The sequence below is a fragment of the Streptomyces sp. NPDC048420 genome, assembly GCF_040651535.1.
Taxonomy (GTDB): Bacteria; Actinomycetota; Actinomycetes; order Streptomycetales; family Streptomycetaceae; genus Streptomyces.
The window spans coordinates 51276-70936 of record NZ_JBEZKG010000030.1; the positions used below are offsets into that span (position 1 = coordinate 51276).

General features: G+C 71.5%; 18 protein-coding genes. 11 read left to right on the forward strand and 7 right to left on the reverse strand.

What is annotated here, in order from left to right:
- Positions 1-7 precede the first annotated feature (7 nt).
- The 3 genes from AB0D34_RS39540 to AB0D34_RS39550 form a co-directional block, all read right to left on the reverse strand.
- Positions 8-1273 carry an FAD-dependent oxidoreductase gene (locus tag AB0D34_RS39540; RefSeq protein WP_362671081.1) on the reverse strand — a complete coding sequence of 422 codons (1266 nt, stop codon included), beginning with the start codon at positions 1271-1273 and terminating at the stop codon, positions 8-10.
- Between the two features lie 135 nt (positions 1274-1408).
- Complete coding sequence (locus AB0D34_RS39545) at positions 1409-2650, reverse strand: deoxyguanosinetriphosphate triphosphohydrolase (RefSeq protein ID WP_362671083.1); 1242 nt, start codon at positions 2648-2650, stop codon at positions 1409-1411.
- Between the two features lie 132 nt (positions 2651-2782).
- Positions 2783-3634, reverse strand: a complete 852-nt coding sequence (locus AB0D34_RS39550; protein WP_362671086.1) for a sirohydrochlorin chelatase — start codon at positions 3632-3634, stop codon at positions 2783-2785.
- 213 nt (positions 3635-3847) lie between these two features.
- On the opposite strand from AB0D34_RS39550, the gene AB0D34_RS39555 reads away from it, so the two are divergent.
- The 3 genes from AB0D34_RS39555 to AB0D34_RS39565 all read left to right on the forward strand — a co-directional run bounded on the left by AB0D34_RS39555 (position 3848) and on the right by AB0D34_RS39565 (position 7373).
- Positions 3848-4534 carry an ElyC/SanA/YdcF family protein gene (locus AB0D34_RS39555; RefSeq protein WP_362671089.1) on the forward strand — a complete coding sequence of 229 codons (687 nt, stop codon included), beginning with the start codon at positions 3848-3850 and terminating at the stop codon, positions 4532-4534.
- Positions 4535-4657: 123 nt separating this feature from the next.
- The gene (locus tag AB0D34_RS39560) at positions 4658-5065 is read left to right on the forward strand and encodes an SH3 domain-containing protein (RefSeq protein WP_362671091.1); all 408 of its coding nucleotides are present in this window, start codon (positions 4658-4660) and stop codon (positions 5063-5065) included.
- 226 nt (positions 5066-5291) lie between these two features.
- Positions 5292-7373: a molybdopterin oxidoreductase family protein gene (locus AB0D34_RS39565; RefSeq protein WP_362671093.1), complete on the forward strand. Its 2082-nt coding sequence runs from the start codon at positions 5292-5294 to the stop codon at positions 7371-7373.
- 50 nt (positions 7374-7423) lie between these two features.
- On the opposite strand, the gene AB0D34_RS39570 is transcribed toward AB0D34_RS39565, so the two are convergent.
- Positions 7424-7843, reverse strand: a complete 420-nt coding sequence (locus AB0D34_RS39570; RefSeq protein WP_362671096.1) for a gamma-glutamylcyclotransferase family protein — start codon at positions 7841-7843, stop codon at positions 7424-7426.
- Positions 7844-7973: 130 nt separating this feature from the next.
- Between AB0D34_RS39570 and AB0D34_RS39575 the strand changes: the two genes are divergently transcribed.
- From AB0D34_RS39575 to AB0D34_RS39585, 3 genes are all read left to right on the forward strand, one after another.
- Positions 7974-9629: a M4 family metallopeptidase gene (locus AB0D34_RS39575; RefSeq protein ID WP_362671098.1), complete on the forward strand. Its 1656-nt coding sequence runs from the start codon at positions 7974-7976 to the stop codon at positions 9627-9629.
- A gap of 79 nt (positions 9630-9708) precedes the next feature.
- The gene (locus AB0D34_RS39580) at positions 9709-10056 is read left to right on the forward strand and encodes a hypothetical protein (protein ID WP_362671101.1); all 348 of its coding nucleotides are present in this window, start codon (positions 9709-9711) and stop codon (positions 10054-10056) included.
- A 76-nt stretch (positions 10057-10132) separates the two neighbouring features.
- Complete coding sequence (locus AB0D34_RS39585) at positions 10133-11032, forward strand: aminoglycoside phosphotransferase family protein (protein WP_362671103.1); 900 nt, start codon at positions 10133-10135, stop codon at positions 11030-11032.
- A 403-nt stretch (positions 11033-11435) separates the two neighbouring features.
- Here the strand turns inward: AB0D34_RS39585 and AB0D34_RS39590 are convergent, their stop codons facing one another.
- Entirely contained in the window at positions 11436-11864 is a 429-nt protein-coding gene (locus AB0D34_RS39590; protein ID WP_362671166.1) for a VOC family protein, read from the reverse strand.
- Between the two features lie 344 nt (positions 11865-12208).
- Between AB0D34_RS39590 and AB0D34_RS39595 the strand changes: the two genes are divergently transcribed.
- Positions 12209-12730 carry a hypothetical protein gene (locus AB0D34_RS39595; RefSeq protein WP_362671105.1) on the forward strand — a complete coding sequence of 174 codons (522 nt, stop codon included), beginning with the start codon at positions 12209-12211 and terminating at the stop codon, positions 12728-12730.
- Positions 12731-12841: 111 nt separating this feature from the next.
- Positions 12842-13468, forward strand: coding sequence for a class F sortase (locus tag AB0D34_RS39600; RefSeq protein WP_362671107.1), 627 nt, complete (start codon positions 12842-12844; stop codon positions 13466-13468).
- A 221-nt stretch (positions 13469-13689) separates the two neighbouring features.
- Here AB0D34_RS39600 and cpt read toward each other — a convergent pair whose 3' ends face one another.
- Together cpt and AB0D34_RS39610 are read right to left on the reverse strand one after the other, a co-directional pair.
- Positions 13690-14235: a chloramphenicol phosphotransferase CPT gene (gene cpt, locus AB0D34_RS39605; protein ID WP_362671109.1), complete on the reverse strand. Its 546-nt coding sequence runs from the start codon at positions 14233-14235 to the stop codon at positions 13690-13692.
- A 15-nt stretch (positions 14236-14250) separates the two neighbouring features.
- The gene (locus tag AB0D34_RS39610; protein ID WP_362671112.1) at positions 14251-15033 is read right to left on the reverse strand and encodes a TSUP family transporter; all 783 of its coding nucleotides are present in this window, start codon (positions 15031-15033) and stop codon (positions 14251-14253) included.
- 451 nt (positions 15034-15484) lie between these two features.
- Here AB0D34_RS39610 and AB0D34_RS39615 point away from each other — a divergent pair, with 451 nt between their 5' ends.
- The 3 genes from AB0D34_RS39615 to nirD are packed head-to-tail and all read left to right on the forward strand — an operon-like array spanning position 15485 to position 19658.
- Positions 15485-16708: an FAD-dependent oxidoreductase gene (locus tag AB0D34_RS39615; protein ID WP_362671115.1), complete on the forward strand. Its 1224-nt coding sequence runs from the start codon at positions 15485-15487 to the stop codon at positions 16706-16708.
- Positions 16708-19311: a nitrite reductase large subunit NirB gene (nirB, locus tag AB0D34_RS39620; RefSeq protein WP_362671117.1), complete on the forward strand. Its 2604-nt coding sequence runs from the start codon at positions 16708-16710 to the stop codon at positions 19309-19311. The genes AB0D34_RS39615 and nirB overlap by 1 nt, the downstream gene beginning before the upstream one ends.
- Positions 19308-19658 carry a nitrite reductase small subunit NirD gene (gene nirD, locus AB0D34_RS39625; RefSeq protein WP_362671119.1) on the forward strand — a complete coding sequence of 117 codons (351 nt, stop codon included), beginning with the start codon at positions 19308-19310 and terminating at the stop codon, positions 19656-19658. Before nirB ends, nirD begins: the two co-directional genes overlap by 4 nt.
- Positions 19659-19661 lie beyond the last annotated feature (3 nt).

Here is a 19661-nt window from a genome sequence, read left to right on the forward strand (position 1 = left end):
CTGACACTCAAGGGACGAGGCTTTCGAGCGGAACGTGCGGGTCCGCCAGGGACTCGGTGTTCACCTGTGTCTTCGACCTGATCAGCTGCTGGATGGGCTCTGTGACGTCCCACACGTTCACGTTCATCCCGGCCAGCACTCGACGGTCCTTGAGCCAGAACGCGACGAACTCACGCTTTCCTGCGTCCCCCCGGATCACCACTTCGTCGTACGTCCCCGGGGGCGCCCAGCCGCTGTACTCCATCCCCACGTCGTACTGGTCGGAGAAGAAGTAGGGCACACGGTCGTAGGCGAGCTCCTGGCCGAGCATCGCGCGGGCCGCAGCCGGGCCGCCGTTGAGGGCGTTGGCCCAGTGTTCGACGCGCAGCCGGGTGTCGAACAGGGTGTGGTGGAAGGACGCCACGTCACCGGCCGCGTGGATGTCGGGGTCGGAGGTGCGCAGCCGCTCGTCGACCACGATCCCGCCGCCGTGGGCGCGGTCGGCGATCTCCAGACCGGCCGCCTCCGCCAGCGCGGTCCGGGGGGCCGCGCCGACCGCCGCGAGGACGTCGTGGGCCGGGTGTTCCTCACCGTCGTCGGTCCGGGCCGCCAGCACCATGCCGTCCTGGCCGACGATCTCGGTGAGCCGCGCGCCGAAGTGGAAGCGGACTCCGCGCTCGCGGTGCAGCTCGGCGAAGACATTGCCCAGTTCGGGGCCGAGGACCGAGTACAGCGGGGTGGACAGCGGCTCCACGACGGTGACCTCGGCGCCGTACTCCCGGGCCGCCGCGGCGACTTCCAGCCCGATCCAGCCCGCGCCCGCGATCACGAGGTGGCCGTTGTCCCGGCCCAGGGTGGCCAGGACGCCCTTGAGGCGCTCGGCGTGCGCGAGGCGGCGCAGGTGGTGGACACCGGCCAGGTCGGTGCCCGGGATGTCCAGGCGCCGGGGTTCGGAGCCGGTGGCGAGCAGCAGCTTGTCGTAGCGGACGGCGGTGCCGTCCTCGCCGAAGCGGACCGTCTTCGCCGTACGGTCGATGGCGTCGACGGTCTCGCCGAGGTGCAGCTCGATGTCGTTGCGCGCGTACCAGGCGGGTTCGTGCACGAAGACGCTGTCGCGCTCCTCCTTGCCGAGGAGGTAGCCCTTGGAGAGCGGCGGGCGCTCGTAGGGGTGGTCGCGTTCGTCGCAGATCAGTATCACGCGGCCGGTGAAGCCCTCCGTCCGGAGCGTCTCGGCCGCCTTCGCGCCGGCGAGACCTCCTCCCACGATGACAAAAGTCTGATCCGCGTCGACCACTTGATGCCTCCTCGTAAAGGTGCCGCCACATGGGAGCGTCCCGCACGGAGTGTGATGGGGGAAGAGGGAGTGGCCCGATCAGGCCACGGAGGGTCACATTCGGGCACGTTTCCCGTCACTCGTGTCATATGTGTTCTACACGTGCCCCATGAGACGCGCATGAAGCGAACGGGCGGACGCGTCGGTGAGCGACGCGATCTGGTCGACGATCACCCGCTTGCGGGCCCGGTCGTCCGGTGCCCGGTCGAACAGCGCGCGGAACTGTGGGTCGAGGCCGTCGGGCGCGCGGGCGGTGAGCGCCTCGGCGAGTTCGGCGACGACGATCCGCTGGTCGGCCCGCAGCCGCTCCTGCTCGGCGCGCTGCATGACGTACCGGTCGGCGACGGCCTTGAGGACCGCGCACTCCAGACGGGTCTCGTGCGGTACGACGAGTTCGGCGCCGTATCTCGTGAGCCGCCCGGTGCCGTGGCGCTCGCGGGTGGCGGCCTCGGCGGACAGGCAGAAGCGGCCGATGAGCTGGCTGGTGGCGTCCTTGAGGCGGGCCTGGGCGGCAGCGGAGCCGTCGTAGCCGTGCGGCCACCACGGTTCGTCCTGGAGCCGGTCAAGGGCGGCGGCGAGTTCGGCGGGGTCGGTGTCCTCGGGGACGTATCTCCCGAGGGCGACCTCGAAGACCGCCCGGCGTTCGGGTTCCGCGTGCAGGGAGTTGGGGTCGATGTGGCCCGCGTGCAGGCCGTCCTCGACGTCGTGCACGGAGTACGCCACGTCGTCGGACCAGTCCATGACCTGGGCCTCGAAGGTGGTGCGGGTGCCGGGGGCGTCCTTGCGGATCCAGTCGAAGACGGGCTGGTCGTCCTCGTAGACGCCGAACTTGCGCGATGCGTGCCCGCCGCGGGGCCAGGGGTATTTGGTGGCCGCGTCGAGGGTGGCCCTGGTGAGGTTGAGGCCCACCGACCCCTCTTCGGTGAAGCGTTTGGGCTCGATGCGGGTGAGGAGCCTCAGGGACTGGGCGTTGCCCTCGAAGCCGCCGCAGTCGTGGGCGAACTCGTTCAGCGCCTGTTCGCCGTTGTGACCGAAGGGGGGATGGCCCAGGTCGTGGGCGAGGCAGGCCGCCTCCACCAGGTCGGGGTCGCAGCCGAGGGCCGCGCCCAGTTCACGGCCGACCTGCGCGCATTCCAGGGAGTGGGTGAGGCGGGTGCGGGGGCTGGCGTCCCATACCTGGTTCCGGGTTCCTGGCGTGACGACCTGCGTTTTGCCGGCGAGCCTTCTGAGGGCGGCGGAGTGGAGGATGCGGGCGCGGTCGCGTTGGAAGGCTGTGCGGCCGGGGCGCTTGTCGGGTTCGGGGGCCCAGCGTTCTGTTGACTGCGGGTCGTACGGCATGTCTTGACAGTACGGGCAGGGACTGACAATTCGCCTAAGCGTCTGCCGGGTTCTGTTTCATGGCGGGTGCGGCGGCGTTGGGGCTTGTCGCGCCCACGCGGCGGAGCCGCACATCGATACAGCCCCGCGCCCCTAAGCAGCTGAAGTCGCCTGTGACGCCAATGCCTGGTTGTAGCGGTGGAGGATCAGGTCGGCCATCGCGGGGTGGGTGCCCAAGGGGGCCGAGGCGATCCACGGGGCCTTCTCCGCGCACTGCGTGGCGAACAGGCCCGGGGCCGTGAAGTAGGAGGCCACCGCCACCCTTTCGCGGCCCCGTGCGGCCAGGGCACGGATCGCCGTCTCGACCGTCGGCGTCGCCGCAGAGGCGTACGCCGGGACCACCGGGACGCCCAGACGGTCCGACAGAAGCTGAGCCGTACGGCGGGTGTCGATGGCCGACTCCGGGTCGCGGGAGCCCGCCGCCGCCAGGACCACGGCGCTCGTGCGGCGGGTCTCGTCGTCCATCCGGGTGCGCCAGCCCGCCTCGACCAGGCGGGCGTGCAGGGTGTCCACGAGGAGGGGGTGGGGGCCGAGCGGCGCCGCCACGCGCGTGCGTGCCTGGGCGGCCGCCGCCATCTCGGGGATGTCGCGCTTGACGTGGTAACCGCGGGAGAGGAGGAGCGGGACCAGGACCGCCTCCGCCGTGCCGAGGGACGCGAGGGTGTCCGGCAGCAGGGGCTCGTTGAGTTCGATGTGGCCCAGGCGCACCGGGACGTCGGGGCGCTGTTCGCGGACCTGGTCCAGGAGCTTGTGGACCGTGTTCAGGGTGCGCGGGTCACGGCTGCCGTGGGCCACGAGGACGAGCGCGGGCGGCTCGGGGCGGCGCCTGCCGTCGAGCTGGACGAGACTGAGCTGGCTGGCGAGCTGGCTGCTGATCCGGTTCATGATGTGCGCCGCACTCTCGAGATGGTCGCGAGGAGCTTCCGAGTTACTCGTCGCCGTCATGGAGTGATGGTGGCGGCCGGAGGTTGCCTTCCCGTTGCACAGGAATGACGGGTCTTTTCCGGCGGTTCACTGTGGGGTGCGGGGGGTCTGTGAGGTGGTGTGACCTGCGCTTTCGCCGACGTGAGTGAGGCTGGTCACGTGGTTCGGGGCGAACCGCGCGGGCTGACAACACGTCTCTCGTTGTCGAGAAGGCCACCAGGGAGGGACCGTCCGATGCGACTGCCGAAAGCGCGAAGACCGCGTCTTCCACGCACGCGTGCGGGCCGGCGGCGACTCGTGCAGGCCGTGATGGCGGGGTGTGTGCTCGCGCTGCTGCCGTCGACCTGGATGTACGTCGTGACGGCCGACCGGCTGCGCACGACGGCCGACGCGCCGCGTACCGCGGTCGCCGTCGTCTTCGGTGCCGGGCTGTGGGACGGCGAGCCCTCGCCGTATCTCGCGCACCGGCTCGACGCGGCGGCGAAGCTGTACCGGGACGGGCGCATCGAGGTCGTGCTCGTCACCGGTGACAACAGCCGCAAGGACTACGACGAACCCGACGCCATGCGTGCCTATCTGAAGCGGCACGGCGTCCCGGACACGCGGATCGTCAGCGACTACGCCGGTTTCGACACCTGGGACTCGTGTGTCCGCGCCAAGAAGATCTTCGGTGTCGACAAGGCGGTGCTGATCAGCCAGGGCTTCCACATCCGGCGGGCGGTCGCGCTCTGCGAGGCGGCGGGCGTCACGTCGTACGGCGTCGGTGTCGACGCCAAGCACGACGCGACCTGGTACTACGGGGGTACGCGGGAGCTCTTCGCCGCGGGCAAGGCCGCCTTGGACGTGGTGTTCCGGCCGGATCCGCGGTTCCTGGGACCGAAGGAACCGGGTGTGACGAACGCGCTGGCATCGGCCCGGTGAGCAAGCGGGTGCTCGGCGTCCGCACGGGGTGATGCGGTGAACAGTGCATGACAGCACCCTCGGTGAGGGCGACGCCCGCGCATCATGGGGCACGAGAGTCCGACTGCTACCAAGGGGGAAAGCATGCTCTCGTCCGTCAAGCGCGCCCTGACCCGGCGCCGCAGGGCAACCACCGTTCTCGCCACGGCACTTCTCACCGCGGGTGTCGGGCTGACGTTCGCGCCGGCCGCCAGTGCCGACCCGTTCCGGTGTCCGTCCGGCTTCGGCAGCGACAGCCAGTCGCTGTGCGCCCATGTCATCAAGATCGACGCCGGCAGCACCCTGACCGTCCGCTCCGGCCCTGGGAGCGGCTACTCCAACGTCGGCAGTCTGCCCAACGGGACGCTCGTCGAGGTGGAGTGCTGGACCTACGGCTCCTCGGTCAACGGCTACACCATCTGGACCCAGCTCTACAGCGCCGGGGCGCCCCGGTACGTCAGCGACTACTACCTCGACACCGGGCACGTGCAGAGCTTCCTTCCCCAGTGCTGAGGTGAGACCTGCCGTGCCGGGAGGCGTGCCGGACCCGGGCGGGCGGCTGAATGCGCCTCATGTGGCGTCTTTCACATCGCACGCAACTTCCGTACCACCCGGCGGCGGCTCTCAACTGGGCGGGCGTGCGCCTCACCGCTTCCGGGCGCCGGACGGGAGGTCGCCGTCTTGGGCGCGTAACAAAGAGCCGTCCCCGGTGTAACACGGCCGAAGCACGCTGAAGGGCATGCAGAACTCCGCGACGCCCACGCACTGCCCGTACTGCGCCCTGCAGTGCGGCATGAACCTGACTCCCGCTCCGGACGGGACCGTCGAGGTGAGTGAGCGCGCGGACTTCCCGGTGAACCGGGGCGCACTGTGCGGCAAGGGCCGTACCGCGCCCGCGGTGCTCTCGTCCCGGGTGCGCCTGACCTCCCCGTTGGTGCGCTCCGGGGGCACGCTCGTGCCCGCCACCTGGGACGAGGCACTGGACCGGATCGCCCAGGAGTTGTCCCGCACGCGCGCGGAGCATGGCCCGGACGCGTGCGGGGTCTTCGGCGGCGGCGGGCTGACGAACGAGAAGGCGTACACGCTCGGAAAGTTCGCGCGGGTCGTGCTCGGCACCTCGCAGATCGACTACAACGGGCGCTTCTGCATGTCGTCCGCGGCGGCCGGCGGCATGAAGGCCTTCGGCCTGGACCGGGGGCTCCCCTTCCCCCTGGAGGACATCCCGAAGTCGGGCTGTGTGATCCTCGTCGGCTCGAACCTCGCGGAGACCATGCCGCCGTCGCTGCGGTTCTTCAACGAGCTCAAGGAGAACGGCGGCACGCTGATCGTCATCGACCCGCGCCGCACCAAGACCGCCGAGCAGGCCGACCTGCATCTGATGCCCCGGCCGGGCACCGACCTCGCACTGGCGCTCGGGCTGCTGCACCTGGTGGTCGCGGAGGGCCGGGTCGACGAGGAGTACGTCCGTGAGCGCACGGTCGGCTGGGAGGACGCGCGGGCCGCCGCGATGGCCCACTGGCCGGAGTACGTGGAGCGGATCACGGGGGTGCCGGTGCCCCAACTCCGGGAGACGGTACGGCTGTTCTGCGAGCCGGAGTCCGCGATGGTGCTGACCGCGCGCGGACCCGAGCAGCAGTCCAAGGGCACCGACACGGTGAGCGCGTGGATCAACCTGTGCCTGGCGACCGGGCGAGCGGGACGGCCGTACAGCGGATACGGGTGTCTGACCGGGCAGGGCAACGGACAGGGCGGGCGCGAACACGGCCAGAAGGCCGACCAGTTGCCCGGCTACCGCAAGCTGGACGACCCGGCGGCGCGGGCGCATGTCGCCGAGGTGTGGGGCGTGGACCCGGACTCGCTGCCGGGGCCGGGGCGCAGCGCCTACGAGTTGCTGGACGCGCTCGGAACGGACATCAGGTCGCTGCTGCTGATGGGCTCCAACCCGGTGGTGTCGGCGCCGCGCGCCGCGCACATCGAGGAGCGCATCAAGTCCCTTGATTTCCTTGCCGTGTGCGATGTCGTCCTGTCGGAGACGGCGGCCCTCGCGGACGTGGTCCTGCCGGTCACGCAGTGGGCCGAGGAGACGGGCACGACTACCAACCTGGAGGGGCGGGTGCTGCTGCGCCGGAAGGCGATCACCCCGCCGGACGGCATCCGCAGCGACCTGGACGTCATGCACGAGCTCGCCGACCGGCTCGGGGTGGAGAAGGGCTTCCCGACCGACCCCGAGGAGGTCTTCGAGGAGCTGCGCCGGGCGAGTGCGGGCGGTCCGGCCGACTACTCCGGGATCACGTACCGGCGGCTGGCCGAGGAGAACGGGGTGTTCTGGCCCTGCCCGACACCTGCGGAAGAACCGCACCCCGGCACCCCGCGTCTCTTCCTTGACCGCTTCGCCCACCCGGACGGCCGGGCCCGTTTCGTCCCCGTCTCGCACCGGGCGATCGCGGAGGAGCCCGACGCGGAGTACCCGGTGCTGCTGACGACCGGCCGGGTCGTGGCGCAGTACCAGTCCGGCGCGCAGACCCGCCGGGTGGACGAGCTGAACGCCGCCGCGCCCGGGCCGTTCGTGGAGCTGCACCCGCGGCTCGCGGAGCGACTCGGTGCCGCCGAGGGCGACCCGGTGGCCGTGGTCTCCCGGCGCGGGCGGGCCGTGGCACCGGCCCGCATCACGCTCGGCATCCGCCCGGACACGGTCTTCATGCCCTTCCACTGGTACGGAGAGGGCCGCGCCAACACCCTCACCAACCCGGCGCTGGACCCGACCTCACGGATGCCGGAGTTCAAGGCGTGCGCGGTGCGGGTGGAGGCGGTGGAGCGGTAGGGCCTGTTGTTTGGATCAGGCCGGGGTGCGGTGCTTTTCAGCCGACCCGCTCACCTCAGCAGCCAGTCGCCGCTCTCGATGAGCTTGCCGTGGGTGCGCAGGCGGGCGGCGACGAGGGGTGCCGCCACATAGGCCCAGGCGCGCACGGACGTGCCGTCGGCCATGCGGATCGCCTCGCGGGCGACCCGTTCGTACGGGTTGCGGGGGTCTCCCGGGGTGTACTCCTCCAACTCGTCGAGGGCGGCGAGCAGTTCGGCGTAGGCATCGGGGCGCGGGGTGATGAGGTCGCCCATGACCACTCCCCCGGCCTCCTCGACGGCGTACGGGTATCCGGGGCCGTCGTACAGCACGGCGTCGGCGAGTCGGCCGGGCTCCTCGGAGCGGATACGGCCGTGCAGGAAGAGGTCGTGGTTGACCTCGCCGGGGCGGAGGGTGCCGTAGACGAAGAACGGGAGTCTGGCAGGGGTCACAGAAACGATTCTCTCCTCTCACACACCTGCACGTGACGCGGTATGGACACGGCTTGTCATGGCCTCTTAAATCTTCGTCAACGTCCGCGCCACCCCCACGCGCCCCACTGGCGCCTTTCAGAGGAGACCGATGAGTCGGATACGGCCGTACGTCCGAGGTGCCCGTTCCCGTCGTCTCGCCACCGCCGGAGTGGCCGCAACCGCCGCCACCCTGCTGGCCGCCGCCCTCTCCCCCGCCGCAGGTGCCGCCGACCGCCCCACCCGGGCCACCGCGCTCGACAACGCCGCGTCGGCCCTGGCCGACCAGGCCTCGGCACTGGGGCTCACCTCCGCGCAGCGCACCAAGGTCCGTGACGTGATCGTCGACGCCGACGGCACCCAGCACGTCCGCTATGACCGCACCTACCAGCAACTGCCCGTGCTGGGCGGTGACTTCGTGGTCCATCTGGCGCCCGACGGGACGTACGAGAGCTCCTCGCGGGCCACGAAGCGCGCGATATCCCTGGCGAGCGTCACCCCGGCCCTGTCCGCCCCGAAGGCCGCCGACCTCGCGGTGAACGCCCTCAAGGCGGCCAACCTCGGCGAGACGCTGAAGAAGCTGACGGCCAAGCCCCAGCTGGTCGTCGACGCGCTGCACGGGGCGCCGAAGCTGGCCTGGCAGACGAACGCGGTGGCGCAGGACTCGCTCGGCAACCCGGTCGCGCGCACGGTGCTCACGGACGCGAAGTCGGGTGCGCAGATCGACGCTTGGGACAGTATCGAGCAGGCCGCCGGCGACGGGAAGTCGCTGTACGGCGGGACGGTTCCGCTGGAGACGACGCTGTCGGGGTCGACGTACCAGCTGAAGGACGCGACGCGCGGGAACACGTACACCGGTGACGCGGCCAACAAGACCGACGTGTGCTTCCTGACCATCTGCCTCAGCCGGGCGCCCGCGACCCTGTTCACCGACGCCGACAACCACTGGGGCACGGGGGCGACTTCGGACCGGGCCACGGCGGCGGTGGACGCGCAGTACGGCACCGACGTCACCTGGGACTACTACAAGAACGTCCACGGCAGGAACGGCATCGCCGGGGACGGCAAGGGCTCGTACAACCGCGTCCACTACGGCAACAACTACAACAACGCCTTCTGGGACGACAGTTGCTTCTGCATGACGTACGGCGACGGTGACGGGACGCAGCTCGGCCCGCTGGTGTCGCTGGACGTGGCGGGCCATGAGATGTCGCACGGCGTGACGTCCAAGACGGCGGCGCTGACCTACTCGGGCGAGTCCGGCGGGCTCAACGAAGCGACCTCCGACATCTTCGGCACGCTGGTGGAGTTCTACGCGGGCAACTCCTCGGACGCCGGGGACTACCTCATCGGCGAGAAGATCGTCCGCTCCGGCTTCGGACGGGACGCCCTGCGCTACATGGACAAGCCCTCCAAGGACGGCAACTCCGCCGACTCCTGGAGCAGTTCGGTGGGCAACCTCGACGTCCACTACTCCTCCGGTGTCGCGAACCACTTCGCGTATCTGCTGGCGGAGGGCAGCGGCGCCAAGACCATCAACGGCGTCAGCTACAACTCCCCCACCTCCAACGGCTCCACGGTCACCGGGATCGGCCGGGACAAGCTGGGCGCCATCTGGTACCGGGCGCTGACGGTCTACATGACGTCCTCGACGAACTACGCGGGGGCGCGGACGGCGACCCTCAACGCCGCGAAGGACCTGTACGGTGCGGGCAGTACGGAGTACAACGCGGTGGCGGCGGCCTGGAGCGCGGTGAACGTGAACTGACTTCTCCGCTCGGGAAGTTGTGGTGCGGCCGCCTCGGGTTCCGGGGCGGCCGTGTGCATGTGGCGGACGAGGAGGACGCGTGGGTGAGGGCGACCCGCACATCCACGTCGAGGTGAAGGTGGTGCGCGGCGAGGCCGCCGTCCGCACCATGCTCGCGTCCACGTTCGGCCTGGTGGGCGATCTGCCGAGCGTCGTTGCCACCGGGTGCGGGGCGCGAGTGCCGTACGCCATGACCTCGGCGCGGCCCGACCGGGTGACGTGTCTGGCCTGCCGGGAGCACGCGCGCGCCGAGCATCTGCGGTTCGCCGACGAGATCGAGCGGCTGGGCAGTCTGCCGGGATCGACTGTCACCGCCGGGCAGGCGAGGGCGGTGGCCGAGCGGCACCGGGCCCTCGCGGAGGGGTTCGCCACCGGAGCCGGGGGCTGAGGAAAAGCGATGGCATCGGGCTCGTACGCGCGGATACGCTCCACCGCCGACGCCCGCCCCGCTCCCCCGGAGTCCCATGTCGTCCACCACGAAGATGCACGCCGACGAGCTCGACATCGACGCGACGCTGGTCGGCGGGCTGGTCGCGGACCAGTTCCCGCGGTGGCGCGAACTCCCCGTCTCCCGGGTCGACTCGGCCGGGACCGACAACGCGATGTACCGGCTCGGGGACGACATGGTCGTACGGCTGCCGCGGCTGCCCGGTGGCGGGTGCCAGGTGGACTTCGAGCACCGGTGGCTGCCCAGGCTGGCACCGGGGCTGCCGCTGGCCGTGCCGGAGCCGTTGGCGAAGGGGGAGCCCGGTCGGGGCTACGAGCTGTCCTGGGGGGTGTACCGGTGGCTGGAGGGGGACAACGCCTACGACTCGCCGATCACCGAACTCACGCACGCGGCGGTGGAGTTGGGGCGGTTCGTCACCGCGTTGCGAGCGGTCGACGCGACCGGCGGACCGGCCTCCTACCGCGCCGGTCCCCTGCACGTCTGTGACGACGACACCCGGCTGGCGATCCGGGACCTCGGCGCGGACGGCATCCTGGACGCGTCCCGGGCGACCGCCCTCGTCGACGAGGCCCTCGGACTCCCGCACTGGGACCGCGCCTCCGTCTGGGTCCACGCCGACCTCCTCCCCGGCAACCTGCTCACCGCGAACGCCCGCCTGACCGCGGTCATCGACTTCGGCTGCTTCGGCACCGGGGAGCCCACGGCGGACACCCTGCCGGCCTGGACCCTGTTCACCGGCGAGAGCCGCCGCCTGTTCCGGGAGGCGGCGGAGTTCGACGACGCCACCTGGGAGCGGGGACGCGCGTGGGCCCTGATCTGGGGGGTGGGCGCGGTGCACTACTACCGGGGCGGGAAGAACCCGGTGCTCGCGGCGGTGGGGATGCGGGCCATCGAGGAAGCGCTCGCCGGGTCCTGAGCGACCACGGTTCGGCAGCGTCGCGGGAGGGCGCGGGTCCGACCCCTGCGGCGCGTGCTTAGTGCCTGCCCGATGAGCAGGGGCGCTGTGGCTCGCCGGGCCGGCACGCGACGCCCTGGCCGGTAGCGCGGCAGCGAGCGTGCAGCACGTCAGCACGGGGCCCTCGCAGGACACCCGCGGCGCGCACCATGCCCCCGCCCCGCCGCCACGGGCGCTGCGGCTCACGGCGGGACTCGCCGGGCCGGCACGCGACGCCCCTACCCGATAGCGCGGCAGCGAGCGTGCAGCACGTCGGCGCGGGGCGAACGCTCCGGCCGCGGCCGGCGCTGCAGGCGGTCCAGGCCGCGAGCGCGAAACAGCCCGCTCGCGCCCTGCCGGACCGTCGGCACAGGCCGCGCAGCGCTCAGCCGAAGTCCGGCAGCGTCACCGTGCCGTCCTCCGCCAGCGGGAAGCCCGGGTTGTGGGCCACCTCCCAGGCGTGGCCGTCCGGGTCGGTGAAGGCGCTGGAGTAGAAGCCGATGGCGTTCACGGCGGGGGGTTTGGTGATGGTGCCGCCGGCCTCGGCCACCTTCGCGAGGAGGGCGTCGACCTCCGCCTCGGAGCGGACGTTGTGGGCCAGGGCGATACCGCCGAAGCCGCTCGCGGGGCCCGGTTCGAGGCCGCAGTCCACCGCGAGTTTGTCGCGGCTCCACAGGACCAGGCCGAGGCCCCCCGCCTGGAAGAAGACGGTCTCCGCGACCTCCTGGCCGCGCCAGCCGAGGGCTTCGTAGAAGGCCTTGGAGCGGGCGAGGTCCGAGACGCCCAGCGTGATCAGGGTGATGCGCTGTTCCATGCCCATCACTTCACGGTAGCCCCGATCACGGGAGACCGGCGCGACACCCCTGCCCCCGGCCTCCCTCAGTTGTCGTCAACAATTTCGACGCCAATTCAGCCACGGGTCGCCCGACGGCCGCCGGATCACCCGTTCACACGCGCACCCCGCACCCTTCGCGTTCTCTTCCCGGACCTTCCTGTCGTACGGCGATGACCTGCTGAAACTTCGGCCACGAGGCGTCGGCGCGTGCCGATCTGACACCCATTCACCGTAATTCTGACGCACCCTCAGGAAGCGGGCTCGGCCCACTGCCACTTACCTCAAAAGCAGACGGACCCCGCCCGAGAGCTCGAAGGAGCACCATGCGCCCCACCGCCCGCCTGCTGACCGGCAGCGCGCTCGCCGTCGCCGCCGCGGGTCTCGTCTGCGCCCCCGCGTACGCCGGGGACGCGCACGGTCTCGAGGTGTTCCCGTCCTCCGTCGTGCCGGGCGGACAGGTCACGGTGAACACGGCGGCGTGCGGGGACGGCGGTACGGCGGCCGGGGACGCCAGCGCGGTGGGCGCGGGCTCCTTCACGCTGGCGCCCAGCACCCACGAGGGTGACGCGATCGGGCAGTTCCAGGTGCCGCCGAGCGCGCAGCCGGGGACGTACGAGATCGCCGCGACCTGCGCGGAGGACGACCGGCGGGTGACCGGTGATCTGGTGGTGACGTTGATCTCGCAACGTCAGCCGGTGCATCCCAGAGGAAGCGTGAAGACGGGGGTCGGTGGCACTCTTGGCCCCGATCCCGTGCAGACCGCGGCCGGCGTGGCGGCTCTCGCCGTCGCCGCCGCGGGCGGTACCTGGCTCCTGCATCGCCGGGCGAGAGGCGACGGGATCTGACGGACACCCTCCGCTGTCCGTCCGCCGGTACCGCATGTCCCCTCCCCCTCCGGGTCCGACGCCCCTCGCGGCCCGGAGGGGGACGGGCTGACCAGCCGTAGAGGAGGCTCTGTGCGCAGCCGTAGGCTCGGCAACACCGCGATAGCGGGTGTCACCGTGGTGGCTCTGTGCACCGGTGCCTGGCTGCTGCGCAGCGGCGCCGAGACCCATGCCCCGCCGCAGCCGTCCGCCGCCCAGGCGCACTCCGGCCGGGACGCCGGGAAGGCCGCGGCGCCCGCCCTGCCGCCGTCCCCGCCGGACCGGATCCGCGTCCCCTCGATCCAGGTGGACGCGCCCCTGATGGGCCTGGCCCTCACCGCCACGGGCAGCCTCGACGTCCCGCCGGCCGCGAGGAAGAACCTCGCCGGCTGGTACGAGGCCGGCACCACCCCCGGCGAGACCGGCACCGCGATCGTCGCCGGACATGTCGACAACGCCGAAGGACCCGCGGTCTTCTACGAGCTCGGCGCCCTGCGCAGGGGCAGCGCGATCGAGGTGGACCGGCGCGACGGGAGCGTCGCGGTGTTCACGGTGGACGCGGTCGAGGTGTACGACGCGAAGGACTTCCCCGACGAGAAGGTGTACGGCGCCGCGAGCCGACCCGAACTACGGGTGATCACCTGCGGCGGAGGCTACTCGCGCTCGACCGGCTACCAGGGCAACGTGGTCGTCTTCGCACACCTCACCGGGGACCGCTGACGCCCCGGCGAGCAACCCCGGCAACTCGGCCCACGCCGCGTACGGCACCGCGAGCCGACCCGAACCACGGGTGATCACCTGCGGCAGAGGCTACTCGCGCTCGGCGGGGTGTCCGCTGACGACCCCGCGAGCAACCGCCCGCGCGCACCCGGCGACTCGGCCCACGCCGTGTACGGCACCGCGAGCCGACCCGAACCACGGGTGATCACCTGCGGCAGAGGCTACTCGCGCTCGGCGGGGTGTCCGGTGACGATCCGGTGGGCGATCGTCCGTGCGCACTCCAGCGACTCGGCCCGCGCGGTGTCGACCTCCACGTCGTAGACGACGCCCTGATGCACCGCCTCGGCCTGTTTCTCCGCCATCCCCCGCACCCGGTCGCCCCGGGCGAGCTCCCGGCCCGCGGCCACCTCGGCCGCGCAGCGCACGCCGACCCAGAGCACGTCAAGACCGTCGAGGACCCCGCGCCAGCGTTCCTGGGTGGCCGCTCCGCCGAGGAAGACGTCGTCGATGATCACCCGGGCTCCGGCGTGGGCCGTCGCGGCGATCCCCTTCGCCCAGGCCGCTTCCAGGACCATGAACTCCGGACCGACGTGCACCCCGCCGTCCGCGGCGAACTCGATGCCCGCCCCCGATCCCGGCATCGCCTCGATCAGCGCGTCGACACCGAAGGCCAGCCACGGGTCCGGCAGGACCGCCTGCAGACACCGCGCGATCCCCGACTTGCCGGAGCTGGAACCGCCGTTGAGCACGATCACCTGAGTCGTCACCGCGCCACCGTAGCGTCAGGCGAGCCACTGTTCGTAGGCCATGTTGCCGACCAGCGCGAACACGACCGTCAGCAGTACGACCCGCACGAACCCGCTGCCCTTCTTGAGCGCGGTGTGCGCGCCGAGCATGCCGCCCGCGAGGTTGAACACGGCCATCAGGGCGGCGAGCTGCCACAGCACCGTGCCCTGCCAGCCGAACATCGCGAGGGCCCCCGCGTTGGTACAGCAGTTGACGATCTTGGCGGTGGCGGAGGCGGTCACGAGGTCGAGGTGGAGGACCGCGGTGAGGGCGAGGACGAGGAACGTGCCGGTGCCGGGGCCGATCAGACCGTCGTAGAAGCCGATGCCGAGGCCCGCGAGGCCGATCGCGGCGAGGACCTGGCGGCGGGTGGCCGGGCCGGTCGCGGGGGCGGTGCCGAAGGCGGGGCGCAGGATCACGAAGGCGGCGACCCCCAGCAGTACGACCATGATGAGCGGCTTGAGCACCTCCGTACTCATCCCGGCCGCGAAGAAGGCACCGGCCGAGGACCCGGCGAGGGCCGCGATCCCGATGCGGACGGCCAGGCGTACGTCGACGGGGGCCTTGCGGGCGTACGTCACCGCAGCCCCGGAGGTCCCGACGATGGCGACCGCCTTGTTGGTGCCGAGCGCGGTCGCGGCCGGGGTGCCGGCGGGCAGGCCGAGCAGCAGGACGGGCAGCAGCAGGAGGCCTCCGCCGCCGACCACGGCGTCGATCCAGCCCGCCGCGAGGGCCGCGAGGCACAGGACGACGACGGTGGTCAGTGATATGTCGGGCATGATCGCGACCCTATGGGATGGATGCACAGGCCATCGAGAGAGTCCGGACCGGTGCCGCATCGGCCACACTCACAGGGAAAGTGCGCAGGAGGACGATCTGGCCGCGTTCCTCGGCGGACTCTCCGGCGACCTGAAGGACCCGGTGTTCGCCGCCGCCCTGGAGCTGTCGCTGTACACGCCCGTGGCCGACGCGCCCGGCGGCGGAACGTGCGTACCGTCACACGGCGGCCGTGACGCAGGCCCTGTCGAGGGGGCCGGCCCAGGACGGGTCGTAGACCAGGCCGTATGCCCTCACCGGCCCCGATCCCCGCGCCCCGGCCGTCCTCACAGCGCACACCGGCCGCCCGCCCCGAACCCTCACATCCGCCGCCCGCGCTCAGGGAGGGCAGCGTTCCCCGCGGGAAACAGACGTGATGCGGTCGGGTAACACCCGCAACGCACGCTCCTAGACATGACCTCGAATACGCGTGTGGTGGTGATCGGCGCCGGCCTCGCGGGCGTCCGTCTCGCCCGGCGGCTCGGAGAGCTCGGCACGCCCGTGACACTGATCGGCGAGGAGGAGCACCGCCCGTACAACCGGGTGCTCCTCGCCGAGGTGCTGGCGGGACGGTACACCCCGGACGTGATCGCCCTCCCGGCGCCGGCCGAGCTGACCCGTGCCCGGGTCACCGGCATCGACCGCGAGGCGCGGACCGTCGAGTGCGCGGACGGTTCGAAGATCGCATACGACCGGCTGGTTCTGGCCACCGGCTCGAACCCGGTGCTGCCGCCGCTGCGCGGTCTGTTCACCGCGGACCACGAGCTGCCGAAGGGCGTCCACGCCTTCCGCACGATGGACGACTGCCTGGGTCTGTCCGAGGCGGTCCGGCCGGGAGTGAAGGCGGTCGTGATCGGCGGCGGGCTCCTCGGGGTCTCGGCGGCCCGGGCGCTGGCCCAGCGCGGCGCCCAGGTGATCCTCGCCCAGCAGTCCGAGCGGCTCATGGAGCGCCAGCTCGACCCGAGCGCCTCCAAGCTGGTCCGGCGCCACCTCGGGGACCTCGGCGTCGAGGTCCACACCGATCTGCGCGTGCGGGACGTGCGCTGCGTCGGCGGGGCGGTCCGCTCGGTCGAGATGGCCGACGGATACGCCCTGGACGCCGAGATCGTGGTCCTGGCCTGCGGGGTCCACCCCCGTGTCGGTCTCGCGCAGACCGCGGGCCTGGACGTGCGCAAGGGAGTCGTCGTGGACGACGAACTGCGCACCTCCGACCCGTACATCCACGCCATCGGCGACTGCGCCCAGCACGACGGCAACGTCTACGGCCTCGCCACCCCGGCCCTGGAACAGGCCGATGTGCTCGCCGAGTTGCTGGCGGTCGGCTCCGGAAACCAAGGCGCCCGCTACACCGGCACCCGTTCGCTGACCCGGCTCACGCTCGCCGGGCAGACCGCCTTCGACCTGGCCGCGTTCGGCGAGACCGAGGCGCTCCCGGGCGACGACGTCGTCCAGCTCGCGGACGCCACCCGCGGCACCTACCGCAAGGTCGTCGTCCGCGACGACCGCCTGGTCGGCGGGGTTCTCGTCGGCGAACTCGGCACCGTCGGCGCGCTCGCCCGCGCCTGGGAGGGAGCAGAGCCGCTCCCCTCCGACGGCGGCCCGCTGCTCCACCTGCTCACCAACGATGGAGGCTCCTGATGACCGCCACCCCGGAGGCCATGGAGGCCACCCCCACGATCGTGCTCGTCGGCCACGGCATGGTCGGCCAGCGCTTCCTCGAAGCGCTCGCCGAGCGTGGCCTGACCGCCACCCACCGCGTGGTCGTGCTGTGCGAGGAGCCGCGTCCCGCCTACGACCGTGTCGCGCTCACCTCGTACTTCTCGGGCAAGACGCCCGAGGAACTGTCCATGACGGACATGGAGTTCATCGAGACGCACGGCATCGAGCTGTACGTCGGCGACCCGGCCGTCACGGTCGACCGCGACGCGAAGAAGGTCACCGCGAAGTCCGGACAGGTCTTCGAGTACGAGACGCTCGTCCTCGCCACCGGCTCCTTCCCCTTCGTGCCGCCGGTCCCCAACAAGGACGCCAAGGGCTGCTTCGTCTACCGCACGATCGAGGACCTCCTCGCCATCGAGGAGTACGCGAAGACCCGCACGACCGGTGCCGTGGTCGGCGGCGGTCTGCTCGGTCTGGAGGCGGCCGGTGCGCTGAAGGGTCTCGGACTCACCTCCCACATCGTGGAGTTCGCGCCGCGGCTGATGCCGGTGCAGGTCGACGACGGCGGTGGCGCGGCGCTGCTGCGCACCATCGAGGAGATGGGCCTCTCCGTCCATACGGGTGTCGGCACGCAGGAGATCGTGGTCGACGAGGACGGCGCCGTCACCGGCATGAAGCTCTCGGACGGTTCCGAACTCGCCACCGACCTAGTGGTGTTCAGCGCCGGTGTCCGCCCCCGCGACCAGCTCGCCCGCGACTGCGGTCTGACGGTCGGCGAGCGCGGCGGCATCACGGTCGACGAGCAGTGCCGTACGGTCTCCGACCCGCACGTGTTCGCGATCGGCGAGTGCGCGCTGGCCGCCGACGGCCGCGTCTACGGCCTGGTGGCCCCCGGTTACGAGCAGGCCGAGACCGCGGCGGCGACCATCGCCTCCGACGAGGCCGCCTTCCTCGGCGCCGACCTCTCCACCAAGCTGAAGCTGCTCGGCGTGGACGTGGCGTCCTTCGGTGACGCGCACGGCGCGACCGCGGACTGCCTCGACGTCGTCTACTCCGACTCCCGCGCGGGCCTGTACAAGAAGCTGGTCATCGGCCGGGACGGCACGCTGCTCGGCGGCATCCTGGTCGGCGACGCGGAGGCGTACGGCACGCTGAAGGCGTTCACCGGTTCGGTCCCGCCGGTCAAGCCCGAGTCGCTGGTGCTGCCGGCCGGCGCCGGTGAGTCGGTCCAGCTCGGCCCGACCGCGCTGCCGGACGACGCGATCATCTGCTCCTGCAACAACGTCCGCAAGGGCACGATCCGCGGAGCGGTCACCGAGCACAACTGCACGACCGTGCCCGAGGTGAAGAAGTGCACCAAGGCCGGTACTACGTGCGGCAGTTGCGTCAAGGTGCTCGGCCAGCTGGTCACCGCCGAGCTGGAGGCGTCCGGCGTCGAGGTCGACAAGGGCCTGTGCGGCTGCTTCTCGCAGACCCGCGAGGAGCTCTACGAGATCGTCCTCGCCCTGCGCATCAACACCTACCAGGACCTCCTGGACCGCTACGGCCGCGACGACGCCAAGGGCGGCGACGGCTGCGAGATCTGCAAGCCCGCGGTCGGCTCGATCATCGCCTCCCTCGCCCCGACGATCGGCGCGAGCGGCTACGTCCTGGACGGCGAGCAGGCGGCCCTGCAGGACTCCAACGACCACTTCCTCGCCAACATCCAGAAGAACGGCTCGTACTCGGTCGTCCCGCGCATCCCCGGCGGTGAGATCACCCCCGAGGGCCTCATCGTGATCGGTGAGATCGCCCGCGACTTCGGCCTCTACACGAAGATCACCGGCGGCCAGCGGATCGACATGTTCGGCGCCCGCGTCGAGCAACTCCCCCTCATCTGGACCCGGTTGGTGGACGCCGGCTTCGAGTCCGGCCACGCCTACGGCAAGTCGCTGCGCACGGTGAAGTCCTGCGTCGGCCAGACCTGGTGCCGCTACGGCGTCCAGGACTCGGTCCGCATGGCGATCGACCTGGAGCTGCGCTACCGGGGCCTGCGCTCCCCGCACAAGCTCAAGTCGGCGGTCTCCGGCTGCGCCCGCGAGTGCGCCGAGGCCCAGTCCAAAGACTTCGGCGTGATCGCCACCTCCAACGGCTGGAACCTGTACGTCGGCGGCAACGGCGGCGCGACCCCGCGCCACGCGGACCTGCTCGCGCAGGACCTGTCCGACGCCGAACTGATCAAGCTGATCGACCGGTTCCTGATGTTCTACATCCGCACCGCGGACCGCCTGGAGCGCACCTCCACCTGGCTGGAGCGCATCCCCGGCGGCCTGGACCACGTCCGTGACGTGGTCGTGGAGGACTCCCTCGGCATCTGCGAGGAGCTGGAGTCCCTGATGACGGCCCACGTCGCGCACTACGCCGACGAGTGGGCGACCACCATCAACGACCCCGAGAAGCTCGCCCGGTTCGTGTCCTTCGTGAACGCCCCGGACACTCCCGACCCGGTCGTCGGCTTCGTCCCCGAGCGCGACCAGATCAAGCCCGACCTGCCGCTGCTGACCATCGGCCACCGCCCCCTGGAAGGAAGCGCCCAGCGATGACCCTGGCACCCGAGACCACCGATCTGAAGGTCGAACTCCAGCTGAACGGCGACTGGTTCGCGGTCTGCGAGCTGTCCCGGCTGCTCCCCGGCCGGGGAGTCGCGGCCCTGCTGCCCGACGGCCGGCAGGCGGCCCTGTTCCGCGATCGCGCGGGCAACCTGTACGCCGTCGACAACCGCGACCCCTTCGGCGGTGCGGCAGTCCTCTCCCGCGGCCTGACCGGCACCCACCAGGGCCGCCCCTTCGTCGCCTCACCCCTGCTGAAGCAGCGCTTCGACCTGGAGACCGGGCAGTGCCTGGACGACGAGTCGGTGCGGATCGCGACGTACCAGGTGCGGGCGCAGTGACCT

Bases quoted from the DNA above. Each gene is read 5' to 3' on its own strand.
- AB0D34_RS39545 (WP_362671083.1), bottom strand. From the start codon at position 2,650: ATGCCGTACGACCCGCAGTCAACAGAACGCTGGGCCCCCGAACCCGAC.
- AB0D34_RS39550 (WP_362671086.1), bottom strand. From the start codon at position 3,634: ATGACGGCGACGAGTAACTCGGAAGCTCCTCGCGACCATCTCGAGAGT.
- AB0D34_RS39555 (WP_362671089.1), top strand. From the start codon at position 3,848: ATGCGACTGCCGAAAGCGCGAAGACCGCGTCTTCCACGCACGCGTGCG.
- AB0D34_RS39560 (WP_362671091.1), top strand. From the start codon at position 4,658: ATGCTCTCGTCCGTCAAGCGCGCCCTGACCCGGCGCCGCAGGGCAACC.
- AB0D34_RS39565 (WP_362671093.1), top strand. From the start codon at position 5,292: ATGCAGAACTCCGCGACGCCCACGCACTGCCCGTACTGCGCCCTGCAG.
- AB0D34_RS39575 (WP_362671098.1), top strand. From the start codon at position 7,974: ATGAGTCGGATACGGCCGTACGTCCGAGGTGCCCGTTCCCGTCGTCTC.
- AB0D34_RS39585 (WP_362671103.1), top strand. From the start codon at position 10,133: ATGTCGTCCACCACGAAGATGCACGCCGACGAGCTCGACATCGACGCG.
- AB0D34_RS39590 (WP_362671166.1), bottom strand. From the start codon at position 11,864: ATGGAACAGCGCATCACCCTGATCACGCTGGGCGTCTCGGACCTCGCC.
- AB0D34_RS39595 (WP_362671105.1), top strand. From the start codon at position 12,209: ATGCGCCCCACCGCCCGCCTGCTGACCGGCAGCGCGCTCGCCGTCGCC.
- AB0D34_RS39610 (WP_362671112.1), bottom strand. From the start codon at position 15,033: ATGCCCGACATATCACTGACCACCGTCGTCGTCCTGTGCCTCGCGGCC.
- AB0D34_RS39615 (WP_362671115.1), top strand. From the start codon at position 15,485: ATGACCTCGAATACGCGTGTGGTGGTGATCGGCGCCGGCCTCGCGGGC.
- nirB (WP_362671117.1), top strand. From the start codon at position 16,708: ATGACCGCCACCCCGGAGGCCATGGAGGCCACCCCCACGATCGTGCTC.
- nirD (WP_362671119.1), top strand. From the start codon at position 19,308: ATGACCCTGGCACCCGAGACCACCGATCTGAAGGTCGAACTCCAGCTG.